19 protein-coding genes and 2 pseudogenes are annotated in these 18,673 nt (G+C 63.3%); 9 read left to right on the forward strand and 12 right to left on the reverse strand.

Features of this window, described 5'->3' with window-relative positions; genetic code table 11:
• Positions 1-14 precede the first annotated feature (14 nt).
• The 4 genes from NKL04_RS25500 to NKL04_RS25515 all read right to left on the reverse strand — a co-directional run bounded on the left by NKL04_RS25500 (position 15) and on the right by NKL04_RS25515 (position 4,272).
• Positions 15-1,094, reverse strand: a complete 1,080-nt coding sequence (locus NKL04_RS25500) for an ABC transporter ATP-binding protein (RefSeq protein WP_023687606.1) — start codon at positions 1,092-1,094, stop codon at positions 15-17.
• A gap of 12 nt (positions 1,095-1,106) precedes the next feature.
• Positions 1,107-1,943, reverse strand: coding sequence for a carbohydrate ABC transporter permease (locus tag NKL04_RS25505; protein WP_023672164.1), 837 nt, complete (start codon positions 1,941-1,943; stop codon positions 1,107-1,109).
• Positions 1,940-2,800 carry a carbohydrate ABC transporter permease gene (locus tag NKL04_RS25510; protein ID WP_023672163.1) on the reverse strand — a complete coding sequence of 287 codons (861 nt, stop codon included), beginning with the start codon at positions 2,798-2,800 and terminating at the stop codon, positions 1,940-1,942. The genes NKL04_RS25505 and NKL04_RS25510 overlap by 4 nt, the downstream gene beginning before the upstream one ends.
• 203 nt (positions 2,801-3,003) lie before the next feature.
• A complete protein-coding gene (locus tag NKL04_RS25515) occupies positions 3,004-4,272 on the reverse strand; it encodes an ABC transporter substrate-binding protein (protein ID WP_023702540.1) in 1,269 nt (422 codons plus the stop codon).
• Positions 4,273-4,378: 106 nt separating this feature from the next.
• On the opposite strand from NKL04_RS25515, the gene NKL04_RS25520 reads away from it, so the two are divergent.
• Positions 4,379-5,248 (forward strand): helix-turn-helix domain-containing protein, encoded by an 870-nt coding sequence (locus NKL04_RS25520; RefSeq protein WP_023672161.1) that lies wholly within the window; start codon positions 4,379-4,381, stop codon positions 5,246-5,248.
• 192 nt (positions 5,249-5,440) lie between these two features.
• Here NKL04_RS25520 and NKL04_RS25525 read toward each other — a convergent pair whose 3' ends face one another.
• The 3 genes and pseudogenes from NKL04_RS25525 to NKL04_RS25535 all read right to left on the reverse strand — a co-directional run.
• Complete coding sequence (locus NKL04_RS25525; RefSeq protein WP_023692904.1) at positions 5,441-6,829, reverse strand: HAMP domain-containing sensor histidine kinase; 1,389 nt, start codon at positions 6,827-6,829, stop codon at positions 5,441-5,443.
• Positions 6,830-6,885: 56 nt separating this feature from the next.
• Positions 6,886-7,557 (reverse strand): winged helix-turn-helix domain-containing protein, encoded by a 672-nt coding sequence (locus NKL04_RS25530; protein WP_023672160.1) that lies wholly within the window; start codon positions 7,555-7,557, stop codon positions 6,886-6,888.
• Positions 7,558-7,677: 120 nt separating this feature from the next.
• Positions 7,678-8,047, reverse strand: a pseudogene (locus NKL04_RS25535) (hypothetical protein); the annotation flags it as partial.
• A gap of 56 nt (positions 8,048-8,103) precedes the next feature.
• Here NKL04_RS25535 and NKL04_RS25540 point away from each other — a divergent pair.
• Positions 8,104-8,688, forward strand: a complete 585-nt coding sequence (locus tag NKL04_RS25540) for a methyltransferase family protein (RefSeq protein ID WP_348529217.1) — start codon at positions 8,104-8,106, stop codon at positions 8,686-8,688.
• 42 nt (positions 8,689-8,730) lie between these two features.
• Here NKL04_RS25540 and NKL04_RS25545 read toward each other — a convergent pair whose 3' ends face one another.
• Together NKL04_RS25545 and NKL04_RS25550 are read right to left on the reverse strand one after the other, a co-directional pair.
• Complete coding sequence (locus NKL04_RS25545) at positions 8,731-8,946, reverse strand: hypothetical protein (RefSeq protein WP_023672157.1); 216 nt, start codon at positions 8,944-8,946, stop codon at positions 8,731-8,733.
• A complete protein-coding gene (locus NKL04_RS25550; protein ID WP_023702545.1) occupies positions 8,943-9,698 on the reverse strand; it encodes a COG4280 domain-containing protein in 756 nt (251 codons plus the stop codon). The genes NKL04_RS25545 and NKL04_RS25550 overlap by 4 nt, the downstream gene beginning before the upstream one ends.
• A 59-nt stretch (positions 9,699-9,757) precedes the next feature.
• Between NKL04_RS25550 and NKL04_RS32190 the strand changes: the two are divergent.
• Both NKL04_RS32190 and NKL04_RS25560 read left to right on the forward strand, forming a co-directional pair.
• Positions 9,758-9,943, forward strand: a pseudogene (locus NKL04_RS32190) (ABC transporter permease); the annotation flags it as partial.
• 90 nt (positions 9,944-10,033) lie between these two features.
• A complete protein-coding gene (locus NKL04_RS25560) occupies positions 10,034-11,035 on the forward strand; it encodes a LacI family DNA-binding transcriptional regulator (RefSeq protein WP_023692902.1) in 1,002 nt (333 codons plus the stop codon).
• Here the strand turns inward: NKL04_RS25560 and ocd are convergent.
• Positions 10,986-12,104: an ornithine cyclodeaminase gene (ocd, locus tag NKL04_RS25565; protein WP_023702546.1), complete on the reverse strand. Its 1,119-nt coding sequence runs from the start codon at positions 12,102-12,104 to the stop codon at positions 10,986-10,988. The two genes, NKL04_RS25560 and ocd, sit on opposite strands and share 50 nt — an antisense overlap.
• Entirely contained in the window at positions 12,101-13,036 is a 936-nt protein-coding gene (gene rocF, locus NKL04_RS25570; RefSeq protein WP_023702547.1) for an arginase, read from the reverse strand. The genes ocd and rocF overlap by 4 nt, the downstream gene beginning before the upstream one ends.
• Before the next feature lie 146 nt (positions 13,037-13,182).
• Here rocF and NKL04_RS25575 point away from each other — a divergent pair, with 146 nt between their 5' ends.
• The 5 genes from NKL04_RS25575 to NKL04_RS25595 all read left to right on the forward strand — a co-directional run bounded on the left by NKL04_RS25575 (position 13,183) and on the right by NKL04_RS25595 (position 17,819).
• Positions 13,183-13,623: an Lrp/AsnC family transcriptional regulator gene (locus tag NKL04_RS25575; RefSeq protein ID WP_023702548.1), complete on the forward strand. Its 441-nt coding sequence runs from the start codon at positions 13,183-13,185 to the stop codon at positions 13,621-13,623.
• Positions 13,624-13,723: 100 nt separating this feature from the next.
• Positions 13,724-13,984, forward strand: coding sequence for a hypothetical protein (locus NKL04_RS25580; protein WP_023685066.1), 261 nt, complete (start codon positions 13,724-13,726; stop codon positions 13,982-13,984).
• Between the two features lie 229 nt (positions 13,985-14,213).
• Positions 14,214-15,428: a glycosyltransferase family protein gene (locus tag NKL04_RS25585; protein WP_031209749.1), complete on the forward strand. Its 1,215-nt coding sequence runs from the start codon at positions 14,214-14,216 to the stop codon at positions 15,426-15,428.
• Position 15,429: 1 nt separating this feature from the next.
• Entirely contained in the window at positions 15,430-16,674 is a 1,245-nt protein-coding gene (locus NKL04_RS25590; RefSeq protein WP_027050454.1) for a glycosyltransferase, read from the forward strand.
• Entirely contained in the window at positions 16,671-17,819 is a 1,149-nt protein-coding gene (locus NKL04_RS25595) for a glycosyltransferase family protein (RefSeq protein WP_023672148.1), read from the forward strand. Before NKL04_RS25590 ends, NKL04_RS25595 begins: the two co-directional genes overlap by 4 nt.
• On the opposite strand, the gene NKL04_RS25600 is transcribed toward NKL04_RS25595, so the two are convergent.
• Positions 17,797-18,468, reverse strand: coding sequence for a class I SAM-dependent methyltransferase (locus NKL04_RS25600; protein ID WP_084558991.1), 672 nt, complete (start codon positions 18,466-18,468; stop codon positions 17,797-17,799). The two genes, NKL04_RS25595 and NKL04_RS25600, sit on opposite strands and share 23 nt — an antisense overlap.
• Between the last annotated feature and the right edge of the window lie 205 nt (positions 18,469-18,673).

Consider the following 18,673-nt stretch of genomic DNA (forward strand, 5'->3'; position numbering starts at 1 on the left):
AAGGCTGGAAGCGCTCAGCGCAGCCGCTGGCCGTCTTCATCGAACAGATAGGATTTGCGGATGGACACGGTGATCTCCTGGGTGTCGGGGACCTTTGCCGCGTCGCGCTGGATCACCAGGTCTTCGCCATGGGCGGTCCTGGCATAGATGAAGCTGGTGCCGCCGAGATGCTCGACCACGTCGATGCCGACGGTGAGGTCGGCTTCGCCTTCGCCGCCATTGCCGAAATGTTCGGGCCGCACGCCGACAATGACCTTGGCTCCTGTTTCTGGCACGGCGCCGGTCAACGGTTGCATAATGCGGGTCTTTTCCTCGCCTACCAGCTCGACGGTGACGCTGCTCGTGTTGCGCCCGACGACGCGGCCCTTGATGAAATTCATCTTCGGCGAGCCTACAAAGCCGGCGACGAACTGGTTGTCGGGATTGTCGTAGAGATCGAGCGGCCGGCCGATCTGCTCGACATGGCCGCCGCGCAGCACGACGATCCGGTCGGCCAGCGTCATCGCTTCGGTCTGGTCGTGGGTGACATAGATCATCGTCGTGCCGAGCTCCTTGTGCAGGCGCGAGATCTCGACCCGCATCTGGACGCGCAGCTCGGCGTCGAGATTGCTCAACGGCTCGTCGAACAGGAAGACTTGCGGTTCGCGCACGATGGCGCGGCCAATGGCGACGCGCTGGCGCTGGCCGCCGGACAATTGCCTGGGCCGCCGCGTCATCAACTCTGTGATGCGCAGGATTTCGGAGGCCCGCTTCACCCGCCGCTCGGTGTCCTCCTTGGGGTTGCCGGTCATCCTGAGGCCAAAGCTCAGATTCTGCTCCACGCTCATGTGCGGGTAGAGCGCGTAGGACTGGAACACCATGGCGATGCCGCGCTCGGCCGGCTCGACATCGTTCATCACCTTGCCGCCAATGGCGATCTCGCCGCCGCTGATATCCTCCAGCCCGGCGATCATCCTGAGCAGCGTCGATTTTCCACAACCCGACGGGCCGACAAAGACGACGAACTCGCCATCGGCGATATCGATGTTGGCGCCATGGATGATCTCATAGACGCCGAAGCGTTTTACGACATTGGTGAGGGTGACTGCCGCCATATCGCTCTAGTCCTACTTGACGGCGCCGGCGGCGATGCCGGCGATGAAATGGCGCTGCAGCAGAACGAAGACGACCAGCATCGGCACGGTCAGCATGACGGCGCCGGCCATGATGCCGCCCCATGAGACCTTGGTCAGGCCGATCAGCGTGCCCAGCGCCACCGGTGCGGTCATCGCGCCGGGCTGGCTGTTGATCAAAAGCGGCCAGAGATAATTGTTCCACGAAGCGAGGAACAGAATGATGGCGAGCGCCGCCAGCATCGGCCGCGCCAGTGGCAAAGCGACGAACAGGAAGATACGCCATTCCTTGACGCCCTCGACACGTGCCGCGTCGAAAAGGTCGGCCGGCATCATCGAGAAAGCCTGGCGCATGAACAGCACGCCCAGCGAATTGAACAAGGGTGGCACGATCAGCGCAATCCAGGTGTTGGCGAGCTGGAAGTCGCGCGCCACCATGATGAATTGCGGGATCAGCACCACCGCATAGGGCAGCGTAATGGTGCCGAGGATGATCGCCACCACCGCGCCCTTGCCGAAGAACTGATAGCGGGCGAGCGCCCAGCCGGCCATCGAGGTCAGCAGCACCGAGAAGAAGGTGTAGGTCACCGCCACCGCCACCGAAATACCGATAGCGCCGACGAAATTGGTGTCGCGCTGCAGGTTGTTGAAATTGTCGACGAAATTGCCGTGCGGCAGAAGCTCTATGCCGGGGCTGAAAATGCCGTTGTCGGGCATGGTCGAAAACACCACCATCATCCACAGCGGAAACAGCCAGATCACCGCCAGCGGTGTCAGGACCAGATGCAGCAGGACGCTGCGGCCGAGCCGGCGTTGCGACAGCGAACTCATTTCGGCTCTCTTGTCAGCCACAGCTGCACCAGCGTGATGGCGATGGCCAGCCCCGCCATGGTGTAGGCGACGGCCGAGGCGTAGCCGAAATTGAGCGAGCGAAAACCCTGGCGGTAGAGCAGCAGGCCAAGCGTCTCGGTGCCGCCGCCGGGGCCGCCGCGCTCCGTGATCAGGAACGGCTCGGTGAACAGCTGCATGGTGCCGATGATCGACAGCACGGCGCAAAACACGATGACCGGCTTGAGCAGCGGCAGCGTTATGTAGAAGAACTGCTTGAGCTTGCTGACGCGGTCGAGCGTCGCTGCTTCATAGACGTCCTCGGGGATCGACTGCAGGCCGGCGAGCAGGATGATGGCGTTGTAGCCGGCCCAGCGCCAGGTTACCGCGATCATGATCAGCGCCATGGCCGGTGTGACGTTGGAGAACCAGTCGATCTTGGCCAGGCCGACGCCGGCGAGGAGCTTGTTGATGATGCCGAAATCCAGGTTGAACATCAGCCGGAACACGGCGGAATAGGCGACCTCGCCGACCACCACCGGAGCGAAGAAGGCAAAGCGGTAGAGGCCACGTGCTTTCAGCAGCGGCGAGTTCAGCAGCACCGCCATGATGATCGCCAGCGAGATCATCACCGGCACCTGGATGACGAGGATGAGCAGCGTGTTCTTCAGCGCGTTGAAGAAAGCGGGGTCGCCGATCAGGCGGCCCCAGTTGAACGTCGGCGCAAAGCGCCAGGGCACCGTGCGCGTCGCCTGGAAGGAAATCATGAACGAGGAGATGATCGGCCACACCCAGAAGATGGCGAAGATCAGGAGGTAGGGCGTAAGGAAGCGATAGGCCGTGGCGTTCTGGTAGCGCATGGTTTCCTCCTCCTTCCTCTTTCCCGGCTGATATCCGGCGTGTTGTTAGCCGGCGGACGCCGCCGGCAATTGGCGCACTGTTGGGCGAGAGCGTCCCTTTCCCCGCCACTATACGGGGAGAGGATGCCGGCAGGCAGGTGAGGGGCAGCGCCAACAGTCCGGCAAATTGCCCTATATCTGGCCCGCCAGCATCTCCGCCTTCGTCACTTTACCGGCAATCCAGTCGCCGAAGCGATCTGGCTGGCGGCGTCGTCGAGGGCGGCCTTGGCATCGGGATAGCCGCCGCCGAGATATTTGGTCTGCACGGCGCGCATGATGATTTCGGCGTCGCTCTGGAACGGCGTGCCGCGGCTCGGCACCACCTTGGGCAGCGTGGCGAGAATGTCCTTCCACACTGCCTGGCCGCCCCAATAGGGCAGGCCTTGCGAGACATAGGGATCGTCGAGCGCCGAGATCAGTGACGGCACCAGGCCGAAATCCCTGAGCATGGTGATCTGGCCTTCATTGGTCTCGAGCGTGTATTTCAGATAGGCGTAGGCGGCCTCCTTGTTCTTCGAGGCCGAGGTGATGGCGAGCGACGAGCCTCCGAGATTGGCGGCGCGCGGGCCGTCGGCGGTCAGGCTCGGCATCAGATAGACACCCCATTTGCCGTTTTCGCCGGCGGATTCGGTGCGGATGGTGCCCTCATACCAGCCGCCATAGACCTGGGTGGCGACGGTGCCGGCGGTGTTGTTGGTGATCTTGGTGCCCCAGTCGGCCGACGAGATGATGCCGGCGTCCTTCATGTCCTTGATCTTGGCCAGCGTGTCGACGCATTTCGGCTGGTTGACGGTGATCGACTGCCCATCGGCGGCGAAATAGCCGCAGCCCTGTTCGTTGGAAATCATGCGGAAGAATTCGGTGTCGCCGTTGAAATCGGCATTGGTCATGGTGACGCCGGGATTGGCGGCCTGGACCTTCTTGCCGGCGGCGATGAAATCGTCCCAGGTCTTGATCGAGGCCGGATCGACCCCGGCCTTCTCGTAGAAGTCGCGGCGGTAGAAGGCGGCGACTGGGCCGGAATCCCACGGCATGGCATAGGCCTTGTCGCCGACCTCCAATTCGGTGCGCTTGAAATCCGGGAATTTCTTCTGGTCGTCGGCGGTGTAGCCCAGCGTGTGCAAATCGACGAAGCAATCGGGGAACTGGCTCCAGTAGTTCTCGGCCTCGCCGTTTTCGATCGAGACGATATCGGGCAGGCCGACGCCGCCGGCCGCACAGCCGGCGATCGACTTGTCATAGGTCGGCTGGTTGCCGAGATCCTGAACGGTGACCTTGACGTCGGGATACTGCTTGTTGAAGCCGGCCACCGTCGCCTTCAGCGACGAAGCGGCGATATTCCAGCTCCAGATCGTGATTTCGCCGGACTGCGCCAAAGCCGGGCCTGAGCCCAGGCCAAGCGCCAGCGCGGCACAGATCAGTGTCGTGCGCATTGAAATCCTCCCATTTCATTTGCTCTCTCTTCGCGAGCATGGCTAGACTAGGCGGCGCGGAAGGCTTGTCCCTGACAACGGGAATAAAAGATGGGCGGAAAGTAAGATGCCGGAACGGCCGTTTTACCAGCCTGGCGCCAGCAGCGTCGAAGGCCTGCCGATGGCTTTGCAGATGTTTCACAACCATCCGCTGGTGATGCTGAAGCCGCACTGGCATGCCCAGGTCGAGGTCAATTTCATCGTCCGCGGCAGCGTGCATTACCGCATGAACGAGCACGAGATCTCGCTGTCGGCCGGCGACATGTGCCTGTTCTGGGGCGGGCTGCCGCACCAGATGGACGATCTCTCCGACGACGCCATCTATGCCGGCGCGCATCTGCCGCTGGTGCATTTCTTCCGCCTGCATCTGCCGACGGATGTCCGCCACAGGCTGATGACCGGCGCCACGCTGGTGACATCGGCGACCGACCAGGCCGACCATCACAATTTCGAGCGCTGGAACCGCTATTTCCGCTCGGGCGATGCGGCGATAACCGAGCACGCCGTGAACGAGCTGCTGCTGCGGTTGGAGCGGGTGCGCTTCGAGCCCTACCGGCTGGTGCCGGAAACCGCCATCGGCCAGGAACCCGGCGGCCCGTTCGACCAGCAATCGCTGCGCAATGTCGGTCGCATGTGCGACTTCATCGCCGAGAATTTCCTCTACGACATAGACTGCGTCGACATCGCGGCGGCGGCCGACATCCATCCCAAATACGCCATGAGCATTTTCAAGAAATCGACCGGCATGACGCTCAACGAATATATGAATCTGCTGCGGCTGAGCTACGCGCAGGCGCTGCTGATGCATGAAGACGCCAATGTGCTGCGCGTCGCCATGGATTCAGGCTTCGGCTCGCTCAGCGCCTTCAACAAATCCTTCCGCAAGCTGGCAGGGATGTCGCCCTCGGATTTTCGCCGGGGTGCGGTGGGCCGATAGGTTCAACGATCATCTTGATCAACCCGCAGCCGTTCCGGGTGGAAACATGTGCAAGGCTAATCGCGACCGCCTTTGTCGGATGCGATCATCAACTTGGAGAAAGTTGTCAGCGACTTGGCGTTTCATGAGCGCCTTCCCCCACTCCGTCGCTGCTTCGCTCGACGGAGTGGGGTCGACCTGGCTCTGGCGTTGTCATTTCAAGCCGGGACCGGTGCCCTCCGCCCGAGGAAACCCGACAATTACCGCCAGCCCAGGCCGGCGATCCTCCAGCGCAATCGTTGCACCATGCAGGTCGGCGATGGCCCGCACAAGGCTGAGGCCCAGGCCGCTGCCGGGCGTGGTGCGGCTGGAGTCCAGCCGGTAGAGCCGCTGGAACACTTTTTCGCGCTCCTGCGCCGGGATGCCGGGGCCATTGTCGGCGACCTCAGCCAGAATGCGGTCGCCTTGCCGCCGCACCGATAGAAGGATTGCCGTGCCATCGGGGCAATGCCGCAGCGCGTTCTCAACCAGATTGGCAAACAATTGCGTCAGCAGGTCGCGGTCGCCGTGGACCAGGCATGGGGTGCCGTGGACGATCGTGGCCGACAGCGACTTGCCGTCATCCTCGGCGACACCGGCGTAGATTTCGGCAATGGCATCGATGACGCCGGTGAGGTCGAGATCGACAAAGCGCGACTTGCGGGCGCCGGCCTCGATCTGGGCAATACGCAACAGCGCATCGAAAGTATCGTTGATCTGCAGGCTTTCCCCACGTGCCTCCGCCAGCTCATCGGCAACGGCCTCACCCCGCGCGGTCCTGTCGGCCGCAGCTTCCAAAATCATCTGCAGCCGGTTGAGCGGCGTCTTCAGATCATGCGCGATGTCGGCGCTGACCTGGCGCATGCCGTCCACCAGCGCCGCCAGCCGCTCCAGCGCGGCGTTGACCTGGCGCGAGACGCCGTCAATGTCGTCGCCATTGCCGAGCAGTGGAATGCGGGCGTCGAGCCGGCCGTTGGAGACATCGTCCATGGTGGTGGCAATACCGTCGAGGCGACGCTGCACACGCGACGCCAGCAAGGCGCCGCCAGCCACCGCCAGCCCTGAAATGATCAGGGTGGCCCAGCCGAAGCTCATCAAAACGATGCGTTCCAGCTCCTCGGTTTCGGAGAGCGAGAAGGCGATTGTCAGGCTGTTGGGCCCGACCGAACCGGTCCAGGCGCGGTACATAGTGTCCGGCGCAACGCCTGGCAGGGAAGCGGCAAAATCCGAAAAGCCATCGGGAAGGTCGGCGGCGGTGAAATTCCCGGCCAGGCGATTGCCGGCGGGATCGGTGAGCGAGAACAGCTGTTCCTTGCTCGGGCTGAGCGCGGCGTGGCTGTCGACTGCCGAAACCAGATCCTCCCGGTCGTTTCCGGCATAGGTCACCGCCACGACCGAATAGGTCTCCTTGACCGACTGGTCGAGCTGCTCGGCAAGATCCGCGCTCATCAGCTGGTAGACGATGGCGCCTGACAGGATGAAGGCGAGCACGAACAGCAAGGCGAAGGTCAGGGCCAGCCGAAACGGCGTGCTGCGCAGCAGGCGAGAGCCTGTCTCAGTCATAGTGCGTTTCAGTCATGGCAAGCTTCAGTCATGGCAAGTTTCTGTCATGCCGCGCCTCAGTCGTGAACACTGTAGCCAGTGTTGCGCACGGTGTGGATCAACGCGGTTTCGAACGGCCTGTCGATCTTGGCGCGCAGCCGGCTGATATGGGTTTCGACGACGCTGGTCTTGGGGTCGAAGTGAAAATCCCAGACCCGTTCCAGAAGCATGGTGCGGGTGATGACGCGGCCCTCGCCGCGCATCAGCACTTCGAGCAGGCTGAATTCGCGCGGCTGCAGGTCGATCGCCTGGCCCTGCCTGGTGACGCGGCGCTGGATCAGGTCCATTTCGAGGTCTGCGATGCGCAGCGTCGTCTTCAGCTCCTGCACCGCAGGGCGACGGCCGAGCGCGTTGATGCGGGCGAGCAGTTCGGAAAAGGCGAATGGCTTGACGAGATAGTCGTCGCCGCCGGCCTCGAGCCCTTCAACCCTGTCGTCGACGCCGCCGACCGAGGTCAGAAAGATCGCCGGCGTGCGCACGCCCGCCGCCCGCACCGCCTTGATCATCGACAGGCCGTCGAGGCCGGGCAGCATGCGGTCGACGACGATCACGTCATAGGCGTCGCGTGTCGCGGCAAACAGCGCGTCATGCCCGTCGCGCAGCAGATCGCAGACATGCCCGGCTTCGCTCAGGCCCTTGACGACATAGTCTGCGGTCCTGGGGTCATCCTCAACAAGGAGAAGTCGCATCTCTGTTCCGGTCTGTTGCCGAGGCTTTGCCAGAGCGGCATGCTAGCACCGGCGGCGGTCCGTTCCTAGAATATCCGCCGGCGCCTGGTCGCTCGTGGTCGTTGCACATGTCCATAAGTGTCATCCGACCGGATCGCGCGCAGGGACAAGCATCCTGCGCAGCACGGCGTCTTTCAGAATAAAATGATGGAAGAGTGCCGCACCGGCATGAATGCAGATCAGAACGATGAATACCGGCTTTGCCCAAGTATGGACATCGCCCAAGGCAATCGTGGTGGTTTGCAGACGGACGCCCAAATTGTCGACCAGATTGTCGGTGATCAAGGTGCCGACGACGCTGATCAGCACCACCGCCAGCCAATAGGCATGGCACATAACGCTTCTGCGCGAATTGCAGCGCCAGCGCGACGACAAGGATGCCGGTCATGATCAGCGAGGTGACGGTCAGTCCGAAGCCAAGATTGACGGCCAGATAGTCGGCCCCCGTCTCGCTAGTGGGTGGCGAGACACCGGCGCTATGAGCCCTGCCGGGGTGCAGGAACTATGATGAGCTACGCTCCCCCCAAGCCGGCAGCGAAGGCGTTCGACCAGCACAAGCGCCTGCTCGTCATACAAGTGGCGGCAGCCCTCGCCGTCATGCTGTTGCTGTTCACCAAGCCCTTTCTCGTCGAAGGCTCGGACGGGCACGGATACATTGAGGCGCTGGGCATCGGCTTCGTGCTGGTCTGCTTCCTTGGCCGTCTGTGGAGCATTCTCTATGTCGGCGGAAGGAAGAACGACGAGTTGGTCACCATCGGCCCGTTCTCGATGAGCCGGAACCCGCTCTACTTCTTTTCCACGGTCGGCGCGGCGGGCGTCGGGTTGATGTACGGCTCGGTGCTGGTGGCGGCGGCGCTGGCTCTGGTGAGCTACCTGGTGTTCCGGGTGACGGTGCGCAAGGAAGCCGAGTTCCTGTTTGGAAAGTTCGGTCCCCGCCTACAGCGTCTATGCCGAACGCACGCCGCCTTTCTGGCCGAACCCGCTGCTGTTTCACGATCAAGCCGAACGCCGGTTCTCGACAAAGGCGTTGCGGCGGACATTCACGGACGGGCTCTATTTCCTGGCGCTGTTCCCGGCCATCGAGACGATTGAGCAGTTGCGGATCAGCGGCATGCTGCCGGTGTTTTTCACCCTCTACTGACCGGAGCGCCGTGCCGCGCGGCGCACGCTGTAGAGCAGGATGACGAGGCAGCCGGGCAGAAGCAGGACGCCGCCGGCAAGCGGCGGCAACGCCAGCAGCTTCACTGCCGCGGCAATCGCTACGATCAACAGCAGCGCCAGCGTCGCAAGGCTGCCGTCGTCGATGAACATGCCGACGAGCTCCTTTAGAATGAGGCGGACGACGTTCATCGAGCAACTCCTTGTGCAGCCTTGGGGTAGCTGGCGCGCAACCAGCGCACCATGGCGAAGCACGCGACGGCGATGATTGCGAAGATGGCCAGCAGCGCCAGATCGGCGCCCGGCCAGTCGGTGCCCAGGCCTTCGCCGGTCCAGAAAATGCCGAAGCTTGTCAACATCAGGCCGACGGCGAATTTGAGCGCGTTTTCCGGCACCCGCGCCAGCGGCCTGTGCACCGCAAGGCCGATGATCGTTACCAGGACGAAGGCTGCCAACGCGCCAAGGCTGGCATAGAAGGTCTGTGCATGCGCGGCGCCGACGGCAATGACGATGAACACCACCTCGACACCTTCGAGCAGCACCGCCTTGAAGGCCGCGAGCCCGGCCAGATAATCGGCGCGGCGGTCATTGGCCTGCTGCTGCAAAGCGGCGGTTTCCTTTGAAAAGGCCGCGTCCTCGTCATGCAGGGCGATGACGCCGACACTGCGCAAAATGGCCTTTCTCAACCAGCGCATGCCAAACAGGACTAGGAGCACGCCGACGACGAACTGCAGCACCGCAATGGGAATCAGCGCCAGCAGCGGTCCGAAGGCCAGCACCAGAGCCGCCAGCACCGCCAGCGCCAGCGCCGCGCCTGTCAGCGCTGGCCGCCAGCTGCGGGTGACGCCTACCGCCAGCACGATGGTGAAGGCCTCGACCACTTCGACGAAGGAGGCAAGGAACGAGGCGGTCACGGTGGAAAGTATGGGCGTCACGCCGTTCATGAAGGTTTCCTGTCTGCGGGAATCACTAGCCTGAGAAGGATACAGCGCTCCGGCGGAAGGGAGAACGCGCCGGCATCGTCGCCATGGTCTATCTGTTGCGTCAACATCGGTGGCCCGGTCGCCGGCGTCGCTACGAGCTGCTCGGCGTCGGCGACAATTTCAAGCCGATCGTGCTAGGCCTTGTCATTGTGCTCGCCGTCATTCTGGATGCCTATCGGGAAAAGCTGTTGAGGGTGATCCGATAAAGCGCGTCGCGCTTTTTGGTTTTTGTTTTATGGATGTCATTTTCCCAGATCCGCCGGACACTCCGGGCGACATGCACTAGGGGACAAGAAATGACGACGATTGCCGATGTCGCGCGCCATGCCGGAGTGTCGGTCGCAACCGTCTCGCATGTGATGAACCGCACGCGCCATGTCGAGCCGGAGACGGCCGAGCGCGTGCATTCGGCCATCGCCGCCTTGCGCTACAGTCCGAACACGCTGGCGCGCAGCCTGAGGCGCGGCGAGACCAAGACCATCGGCCTGCTGCTGCCGGACAATTCCAATCCGTTCTTCGCCGGCGTGGCACGCCAGATCGAGGATGCCGGCTTCCTTGCCGGCTATACGGTGATCCTGTGCAACTCCGACGGCAGCGCCGAGAAGGAGGAGCGCTACCTCCAGGTGCTGATGGCCAAGCAGATCGACGGGCTGATCTTTGCCGGCTCGTCCGATCATGCGCGGGTGTTCTCCAGCCTTCTGCCCGGCGTCCCGGCGGTGCTGATCGACCGCGAGATCCATTCGGTCAATGTCGATTCCGTGCTGGTCGATCACGATTATGGCGGCTATCTCGCCGGCCGCTATCTGGCCGGGCTCGGTCACGAGAAGATCGGCGTCATCGGCGGCCCGCGCGATTCCAGCTCCAGCCCCGCCCGCCTGCGCGGCTTCGCCAGGGCGCTGCAGGAAGCCGGCCTCGACCTGCCGCCGGCCTCGGTGGTGGATTCCGACTACCACTTCGCCGGCGGCCGCATGGCGATGGAGCGGCTGATGGCGCAGGCGCCGGGGATCACGGCGCTGTTTGCCTGTAACGATCTGATGGCCATGGGCGCGCTGACAGTGCTGCGCGGGCGCGGATTGCGGGTCCCCGGCGACATGTCGATGATCGGCTTCGACGACATACCCTATGCCGTCACCACCTGGCCGCCACTGACGACGATCGCACAGCCGGTCGAGAAGATCGGCACGCGGGCGGTCAGCCTGCTGCTCGAGCGGGTTGCCGAGCCGGCGGCGCATTCGCGCCGCGAAGTGCTCACCCCGGTGCTCGTCGAACGGGAGAGCTGCGCGCCGTTGCGCGGCTGAAGCCCCTCAGGCCGGCTGCCGGCTGCAGCGCTGCCCTGAGCAGCATGCCGAAGAGGTCGCGCGGCTCGTCGGGATCGGCGAGCAGGTCGAGTTCCTCGTAGAGGCCGGTGGCCTGAAGCTGGTCTCTGATATAGCGCAGTGCGGAAAAATCCTCGGTGGCGAAGCCGACGGAATCGAACAAGGTGATCTGTTCCGCCGTCTTGCGGCCTTCCGCCTTGCCGGTCATCACCTGCCACAACTCGGTCACCGGATGGTCGGCGTGGAGCTGCTGGATTTCGCCCTCGATGCGCGTCTGCGGCGAGAACTCGACGAAGATGTCGGAGCGCAAAAGGATGTCGCGGTGCAGTTCCGTCTTGCCGGGGCAGTCGCCGCCGACCGCGTTGATGTGCACGCCGGAACCGACCATGTTGTCGGTCAGAATGGTGGCGGACAGCTTGTCGGCGGTCACCGTGGTGATGATGTCGACTCCTTCCACAGCATCCTGGCCGGTGGCGCAGATGGTGATGTCAAAGCCTTTGCCGGCGAGGTTGCGGGCGCATTTTTCCGAAGCCGAGCGGTCGATGTCGTAGAGCCGCAGCCGGTCGATGCCGAGCAGCGCTTTGAAGGCGACAGCCTGGAATTCGGACTGGGCGCCATTGCCGATGATGGCCATCGAGCGCGCGCCTTTCGGCGCCAGATATTTGGCCGCGACAGCGGAGGTCGCCGCGGTGCGCAGCGCCGTCAGGATCGTCATTTCGGTGAGCAGCATCGGATAGCCGGAGCCGACATCGGCGAGCACGCCGAAGGCGGTGACGGTCTGGCGCCCCTCGCGCATGTTCTTGGGATGGCCGTTGACATATTTGAAGCCGTATAGCCGGCCGTCGCTGGTCGGCATCAGTTCGATGACGCCGTCATGGCTGTGCGAGGCGATGCGCGGCGTCTTGTCGAACAGCTCCCAGCGGCGAAAATCCTCCTCGATATAGGCGGCGAGTTCGGTGAGGAACCGCTCGACGCCGATGGTCAGCACCAGCTTCATCATGCGGTCGACGCTGACGAAGGGGACGATGGCAAGGCGGGAAGGCTGGGTCATGCAATGCTTCCGGAATGGCTGCGGGTCGGGCGGTCCATGATCCGGCGGCCCATCAGGCTGGCGGCGAGGTCGACCATCAGCGTGGCGGTGCGGCCGCGCTCGTCGAGGAACGGGTTGAGCTCGACCAGATCGAGGCTGGAGACCAGGCCGCTGTCGGACAGCATCTCCATCACCAGATGCGCCTCGCGGAAGGTGGCGCCGCCGGGCACGGTGGTGCCGACGGCCGGCGCGATGGAGGGGTCGAGGAAGTCGACGTCGAGGCTGACATGCAGCAGGCCCTTTTCCTTTTCGACGATGGCCAGGAAGGCGCGCAGCAAAGGTGCAACGCCGTGCTCGTCAATGGTGCGCATGTCGTGCACGGTAACCCCCGCTTCGCTCAGCGCCCGGCGCTCCGCCGGATCGACGCTGCGCAGGCCCATGACGCAGATGTGGGCAGGGTCGACGGCGACAGGCAGGTCCGGGAAATAACCGTTGAAGCCCGGCCGGCCGCTGGCATAGGCGAGCGGCACGCCGTGCAGATTGCCGCTGACGGTGGTATCGAGCGTGTGGAAATCGGGATGTGCGTCGAGCCACAGCACGAAGAGCGGCCGGCCGCGTTCGGCGGCGCGGCGGGCTATGCCCGACACCGTGCCGGCCGATATCGCGTGGTCGCCGCCAAGGAAGATCGGCATGGCGTCTCGCGAAGCCGCATAGGCGGTCTCGGCAATTGCCGCCGTCCAGGCGGAAATCTCCGGCAGGGCCTTCAGCGCGAGATTGCCGTGGACGATTGCGCGCACGGCGGCCGGTTGCACCGCGCCCCAGTCCTCGACCTCGTGGCCGAGTTCCGACAGCACCGAGACAAGCCCGGCCGTGCGCAGCGCGCTCGGCCCCATCTCGCATCCCATCCTGCCGGCGCCGTCCTGCACCGGCGCGCCAACGATCCTGCAGCGCATGGTTTTTGGTGTCCTTGCAAATTGATTGGGCAATTGATGCGTGGAATGAACCATCTTGGACCGGCAGTTTGAACAGGCGAAATTGACATTTCGAGAAGAATGATTTATCAATTCGATAAGTCAGTTTGGTCAAAGTGGATAGAATCATGGACTTGCTCGACGAAAGGCTGGTCACGCTGCTCAGGCATGATGCCCGGCGCAGCATCTCCGATCTCGCGGTCGATCTCGGGGTGTCGCGCGCCACGGTCAGGGCGCGCATGGAGCGGCTGGAAAAAACGGGCGAGACCATCGGCTACACGGTGGTGCTGCGCGCCGACGCGGTCGACCAGCGGATACGCGGCGTGATGATGATCGAGATCGAGGGCCATGCCGCCGACCGCGTGGTCCGGGCGCTCGGCGGCCTCGCCGAGGTTTCGACCATTCACACCACCAATGGCCGCTGGGACCTGGTGGTCGAACTCGGAACGGCGTCGCTCACCGATTTCGACGCGGTGCTTAGGCGGATACGGCTCATCCCGGGGATAACCGGCAGCGAGACAAGTCTGCTGCTGGCAACGCCGAGGACGACAAGGGCAAGGTTGGCGTAGCCGTCCTTCCGGCCGGCGTGTTCACGCAAAGCTTTGTGACGGATCTGGCGAATGGGTCGCCTGGCTGACGAATCTCATTGGGGCCGCAGCTATCCTCCACATGACGGAGGAAGCCGGCATGACGCGAGATTGCACCAGCTTCAACGGTGCAAGGACCGGACGCTTGCCACAGGCCAAGGCTGATGGCAGGATAAAAGGCCGCAACGTGCGGCCTCTGGCGGCCGTTGTGTTTCGATGGATTATGAAGCATTTTCCCAAGGTGCGGGTTCTCCTCACAATGTGCGGCAGCCTCGTTTCGCCTTGGTCGCCCTTGATTTTTCGCAATGTGCGCTTTGCCTGCCTCAGGCCGCAGGGCATTTAATTCCACGGGGTCAAGCCTCATGACAGAGATTTGTGCTCGGGCCGTCTATCGTCGGCGAAGACAAGGCATGGCGCCACAATCAGCGCCCCTGGCATTCGTGACCTGGTGAAGAATGCCGTTGCGTACCTCTCGCCCCCATGTTTCAAAACAGGTCGATAGACCCGCGAGAATGGTTTCGAAGCCTGCGGGGTTGCCCACGGTCCGGCGAGAATTCTAAAAGACGTTCACAATGACACAGCACGCAAAAGACGCACGAATTCTCATGTACAGCCACGACACGTTCGGGCTCGGCCATTTGCAGCGTTGCCGAACGATCGCGCATTCGCTGGTCGGGGATTTCCGCGGACTTCAGGTGCTAATCATTTCGGGCGCCACCATCGCCGGCGCCTTCGACTACCGCGCCCGCGTCGACTTCGTGAAGATCCCCAGCGTCATCAAGCTGCGAAACGGCGAATACACCTCGCTGGAAAAGGACATCGATCTGCACGAGACGCTAAGGATGCGGCAGTCGATTATCCGCCACACGGCCGAGAGCTTCCGGCCGGATATCTTCATCGTCGACAAGGAACCGCTGGGGCTGCGCGGAGAGATCGAGGATACGCTGTCCTACCTCAAGACGCGGGGCACCACGCTCGTGCTTGGCCTGCGCGAGGTGATGGACGCGCCGCATTTGCTCGAAGCGGAGTGGGCACGCAGGGATGTGATGCGCAAGATTGGCCTGTTCTACGACAAGGTCTGGGTCTATGGCCCGCCGGATTTCTACGATCCGTTGACCGGCCTGGACGTGCCGCCGGCGGTCAGGGCAAAGATGAAGTTCGTCGGTTTCCTGCAACGGAGCCTGCAGCAGAACCAGTTGCCCGGCCACCGGCCCGAGGGCGACTATATCCTGGTTACCACCGGTGGCGGCGGTGACGGCGCCGACCTGATCCACAACGTCATCGAGGCCTATCAGCAGGATCCGCGATTGCAGCACAGGGCGCTGATCGTGCTTGGGCCCTACATGCCGGCGCGCAAGCGCAACAAGCTGGTCAGGAAAGGGGCCAAGATCCCCTACGTCAAGATCATCGAATTCGACAACCGCATGGAAGAGCTGATTGCCGGCGCCAAGGCGGTGGTGGCGATGGGCGGTTACAACACCTATTGCGAGATATTGTCTTTCGACAAGCCGGCGCTGATCGTGCCGCGCGTCACGCCGCGCGAGGAACAGCTGATCCGGGCACGGCGCGCAGCCGAACTCGGCCTCATCGAGATGCTTTTGCCTGAGGAGGCCGAGGATGCCCAGCGGTTCGCCGATGCGCTGCAGGTGTTGCCGGACCGGCCCCGCCCATCGCAGAGCAATGCGCATCTGACGCTGGAAGGGCTGCCTCACATTTCCGAAATCGTGGCGGAACTGCTCGACCGGCGGGCCGGCCATCACCTTTCGGTCATTGAAGGCATGAACTGAGTTGCAACACCGCAAGATCGTCGTGGTTCTGAAGGGCTATCCGCGGCTGTCGGAAACCTTCATCGCGCAGGAATTGCTCGGTCTCGAGCGTGCGGGGTTCGACCTGATACTTTTCGCGCTCAGGCGGCCGACCGACGCAAAACGTCATCCCGTGCATGACGAGATCAAGGCCCCCGTCCACTATCTACCGGAATATCTGCACAGAGAGCCGCTGCGCGTGGTTCGGTCGCTGTTTGCCTGTCTGCCGCGGCCTGGCTTCTGGCGCGCGCTCAAATCGCTGGCTGCCGATATCCGCCGCGACTTTACCCGCAATCGCGCGCGCCGCTTCGGGCAAGCGCTCGTGTTGGCCGCCGAATGGCCGCAAGACGCGGGCTGGCTGCATGCCCATTTCGCGCACACGCCGGCATCGGTGACGCGCTATGCCAGCCAGCTTCGTGGGTTGCCCTGGAGCTGCTCAGCCCATGCCAAGGACATCTGGACGTCGGCGGACTGGGATCTGGCCGGCAAGCTTTCCTCGGCGCGCTGGACGGTCACGTGCACGAAAACCGGCTTCGACCGTCTGAAAAAACTCGCCAACGGCAGTTCGTCCGTGCATCTAAGCTATCATGGGCTCGACCTTGACCGCTTCGGCAGTTTCGGCGAGGCGCGAAAACAGCGTGACGGCTCGGCGCCGGCCGAACCGGTCATGATCTTGAGTGTCGGACGCGCCGTTGAAAAGAAAGGCTATGATACGTTGCTGGAGGCTCTTGCCCTCTTGCCTGGCGATCTGGCGTGGTGTTTCGAGCATATCGGTGGCGGCGAGGAACTGAAACGGCTGAAGGCGCTGGCGCAAAGGCTCGGGCTGGAGGGGCGCGTCTCCTGGAAAGGCGCGCTGGCGCAGGAGGAGGTGCTTGAGCACTACCGCAGCGCCGACATCTTCGCTTTGGCCTGCAGGATCACCGCGGATGGCGACCGGGACGGCCTGCCGAATGTTCTGGTGGAGGCGGCCAGCCAGCGGCTTGCCTGCGTGTCGACCGATATATCCGGCGTGCCGGAGCTTTTATCGTCGGATGAAACCGGGCTGCTGATTCCCTCGGAAAACCCGACTGCCCTGGCACAGGCGCTGGAGCGCCTGATCCGCGATCCCGTCCTGCGCGTCCGCCTCGGCGACGCCGCGGAGCGGCGCGTGCGAAGCAATTTCGATCATGTGGCAGGCATTGGACAGCTCAAGGAACTGTTCGAGCGGGAGTGGCGGGCCGCCGAATGAAGCGGCTGCGCGCTTTCTTCTATGTTCAGCACCTGCTCGGCATCGGCCATCTCGCGCGCGCCAGCCGCATTGCGGCGGCTCTGGTCGATGACGGGTTCGACGTCACCGTCGTGACCGGCGGAGCGCCGATCGCGGGATTTCCGGGATCGGGTGTAAAATCCGTGACCCTGCCGCCTGTCACCTCCGGTGACGAAGGATTTTCCGGACTTGTCGACCTGCAGGGCAAAGCCGTCGACGATGATTTCAAGACGCGGCGCTCAGAGATGCTGCTGCAGGCTTTCCGGGATTACAGGCCCGACATCGTCATTATCGAGGCGTTTCCCTTTGGACGCCGGCAGATGCGTTTCGAACTCTTGCCACTGATCGAGGCCATCGAAGCGACATCGCCCAGACCGCTGCTGGCGGCGTCCGTCCGCGACATCCTTCAGGAGCGCGTGAAGCCGAGCCGAAACGAAGAAACGGTCGATATCGTCAACAGGCATTTCGATCTTGTCATGGTCCATGGCGATCCGGCTTTCGCAACCATCGACAAGACATTTCCGCTGGCTGGGGCGATCAGGGCCGAGGTCGCCTACACCGGGCTCGTTGCCGCGCCGCCGACGCAAGCGGCCTCAGAGCGCTTCGACGTTCTGGTGTCGGTTGGCGGCGGGGCGGCCGGAAAGAGCCTTGTCAGATCCACCGTCGCGGCGGCGCGAAATGCCGATAACGCCTGGACATGGTGTTTGATCACCGGCCCAAACCTGCCGAAGGACGAGTTTGACGCGATTTCACGCGATGCCTCCCCACGCCTGTCCATCTTCCGGTTCCGCGAGGATTTCGCCAGCCTGTTGACCGGCGCCCGCCTGTCGGTCTCGCAGGCCGGTTACAACACGGTCTGCGATGTCCTGCGCGCGGGGTGTCGCTCGCTGCTCGTTCCATTTGCAGCCGGCGGGGAAACCGAGCAGACGCGTCGCGCCCTGTTACTCGAAGAGCTCGGTCTTGCAACGGTGCTGACGGAACAGGACCTGACGCCTGAAGGTCTGGCGCATGCGACCGAGCAGGCGCTTGCGGGACCGCCGCCAGCCGCGCATCGCCTCGATCTGGAAGGGGCGCGGCGCTCGGCGCAAATCCTGCGCGAGCGCTTCAAACAGTTCCAATCAGCATGAAGCGTGTATAATTTTTTGTCGGCAATTCGCCGGAGAACCTGATCTGCCGCAGCGCCGCCATTGCTTCGAAGGCTGCAAGTGACGCCACGCAGTTGATGTGCGTCGGCTCGCTGAAATAGTCGTTCGACTGCAGCAGCACGTTCGTGCCCCGCGGAAGCAGGGCAAGCCAGGCGCTGAGGTCGGCTATGTGTTCGCAGCTCGTATTGACCACCAAGTCGGGCCCGCCGGCGGCATAGTCGAGTGCGTACATATCTGCCGTCAGCGCTTGAAACCGGTCGCCGGCTTGCCGGTTGAGTGTCCGGGCGACCGCGCCGACTTCGGGATCAATGTCGATGCTGTCGATCGCCGCGATGTCGAAGCGGGCGTCGTTGAAAAGCATCGCCGGCAATACGCCGTACCATCCACCCAGAACCCATATGCGCTCGAACCGACCGCCGCAGCTTTCGAAAAGCCTGTCGAGCGCCCACATCTTGCAGGCGACCTGCTTGTGGTTGAAGGCGTTCGCGATATTGGCCTGCGGATGCTTGGCGATGACGCGCGCCAGCCCGGCCACGAGAGGGTGGTCGACATAGGCGGCAATTCCCCGCGTGAGGTCCAGGGCTTGCTCATGCCCATCCATGCCGGCATTGCGTGGTTGCGTGACATCCATCATATTCGTCTTCTATGTTGGGATTTCGGGCGACACAACGCAATCTTGCCTCATGCAAGGCTGTTCGACTTGCGGACGCGATTGTGCCGCAAGCCGTTTCGCCATTGCCCGGAGGAGGCCGATTGCATTTGTCCGGACCATCGGCATCCATCCGCCTGGCGCGCAGCTGCCGCTTCGAGATCGTCGTTGGCGGCGAAGACATGGC

This window comes from Mesorhizobium sp. C264A, from assembly GCF_040324515.1.
Lineage (GTDB): Bacteria > Pseudomonadota > Alphaproteobacteria > Rhizobiales > Rhizobiaceae > Mesorhizobium.

Bases quoted from the DNA above. Each gene is read 5' to 3' on its own strand.
- NKL04_RS25515 (WP_023702540.1), bottom strand. From the start codon at position 4,272: ATGCGCACGACACTGATCTGTGCCGCGCTGGCGCTTGGCCTGGGCTCA.
- NKL04_RS25560 (WP_023692902.1), top strand. From the start codon at position 10,034: ATGACGACGATTGCCGATGTCGCGCGCCATGCCGGAGTGTCGGTCGCA.
- NKL04_RS25510 (WP_023672163.1), bottom strand. From the start codon at position 2,800: ATGCGCTACCAGAACGCCACGGCCTATCGCTTCCTTACGCCCTACCTC.
- NKL04_RS25550 (WP_023702545.1), bottom strand. From the start codon at position 9,698: ATGAACGGCGTGACGCCCATACTTTCCACCGTGACCGCCTCGTTCCTT.
- NKL04_RS25545 (WP_023672157.1), bottom strand. From the start codon at position 8,946: ATGAACGTCGTCCGCCTCATTCTAAAGGAGCTCGTCGGCATGTTCATC.
- NKL04_RS25585 (WP_031209749.1), top strand. From the start codon at position 14,214: ATGACACAGCACGCAAAAGACGCACGAATTCTCATGTACAGCCACGAC.
- NKL04_RS25580 (WP_023685066.1), top strand. From the start codon at position 13,724: ATGACGGAGGAAGCCGGCATGACGCGAGATTGCACCAGCTTCAACGGT.
- NKL04_RS25600 (WP_084558991.1), bottom strand. From the start codon at position 18,468: ATGGATGTCACGCAACCACGCAATGCCGGCATGGATGGGCATGAGCAA.
- NKL04_RS25520 (WP_023672161.1), top strand. From the start codon at position 4,379: ATGCCGGAACGGCCGTTTTACCAGCCTGGCGCCAGCAGCGTCGAAGGC.
- NKL04_RS25505 (WP_023672164.1), bottom strand. From the start codon at position 1,943: ATGAGTTCGCTGTCGCAACGCCGGCTCGGCCGCAGCGTCCTGCTGCAT.
- NKL04_RS25530 (WP_023672160.1), bottom strand. From the start codon at position 7,557: ATGCGACTTCTCCTTGTTGAGGATGACCCCAGGACCGCAGACTATGTC.
- NKL04_RS25525 (WP_023692904.1), bottom strand. From the start codon at position 6,829: ATGACTGAGACAGGCTCTCGCCTGCTGCGCAGCACGCCGTTTCGGCTG.
- NKL04_RS25595 (WP_023672148.1), top strand. From the start codon at position 16,671: ATGAAGCGGCTGCGCGCTTTCTTCTATGTTCAGCACCTGCTCGGCATC.
- NKL04_RS25540 (WP_348529217.1), top strand. From the start codon at position 8,104: ATGAGCTACGCTCCCCCCAAGCCGGCAGCGAAGGCGTTCGACCAGCAC.
- rocF (WP_023702547.1), bottom strand. From the start codon at position 13,036: ATGCGCTGCAGGATCGTTGGCGCGCCGGTGCAGGACGGCGCCGGCAGG.
- ocd (WP_023702546.1), bottom strand. From the start codon at position 12,104: ATGACCCAGCCTTCCCGCCTTGCCATCGTCCCCTTCGTCAGCGTCGAC.
- NKL04_RS25575 (WP_023702548.1), top strand. From the start codon at position 13,183: ATGGACTTGCTCGACGAAAGGCTGGTCACGCTGCTCAGGCATGATGCC.
- NKL04_RS25500 (WP_023687606.1), bottom strand. From the start codon at position 1,094: ATGGCGGCAGTCACCCTCACCAATGTCGTAAAACGCTTCGGCGTCTAT.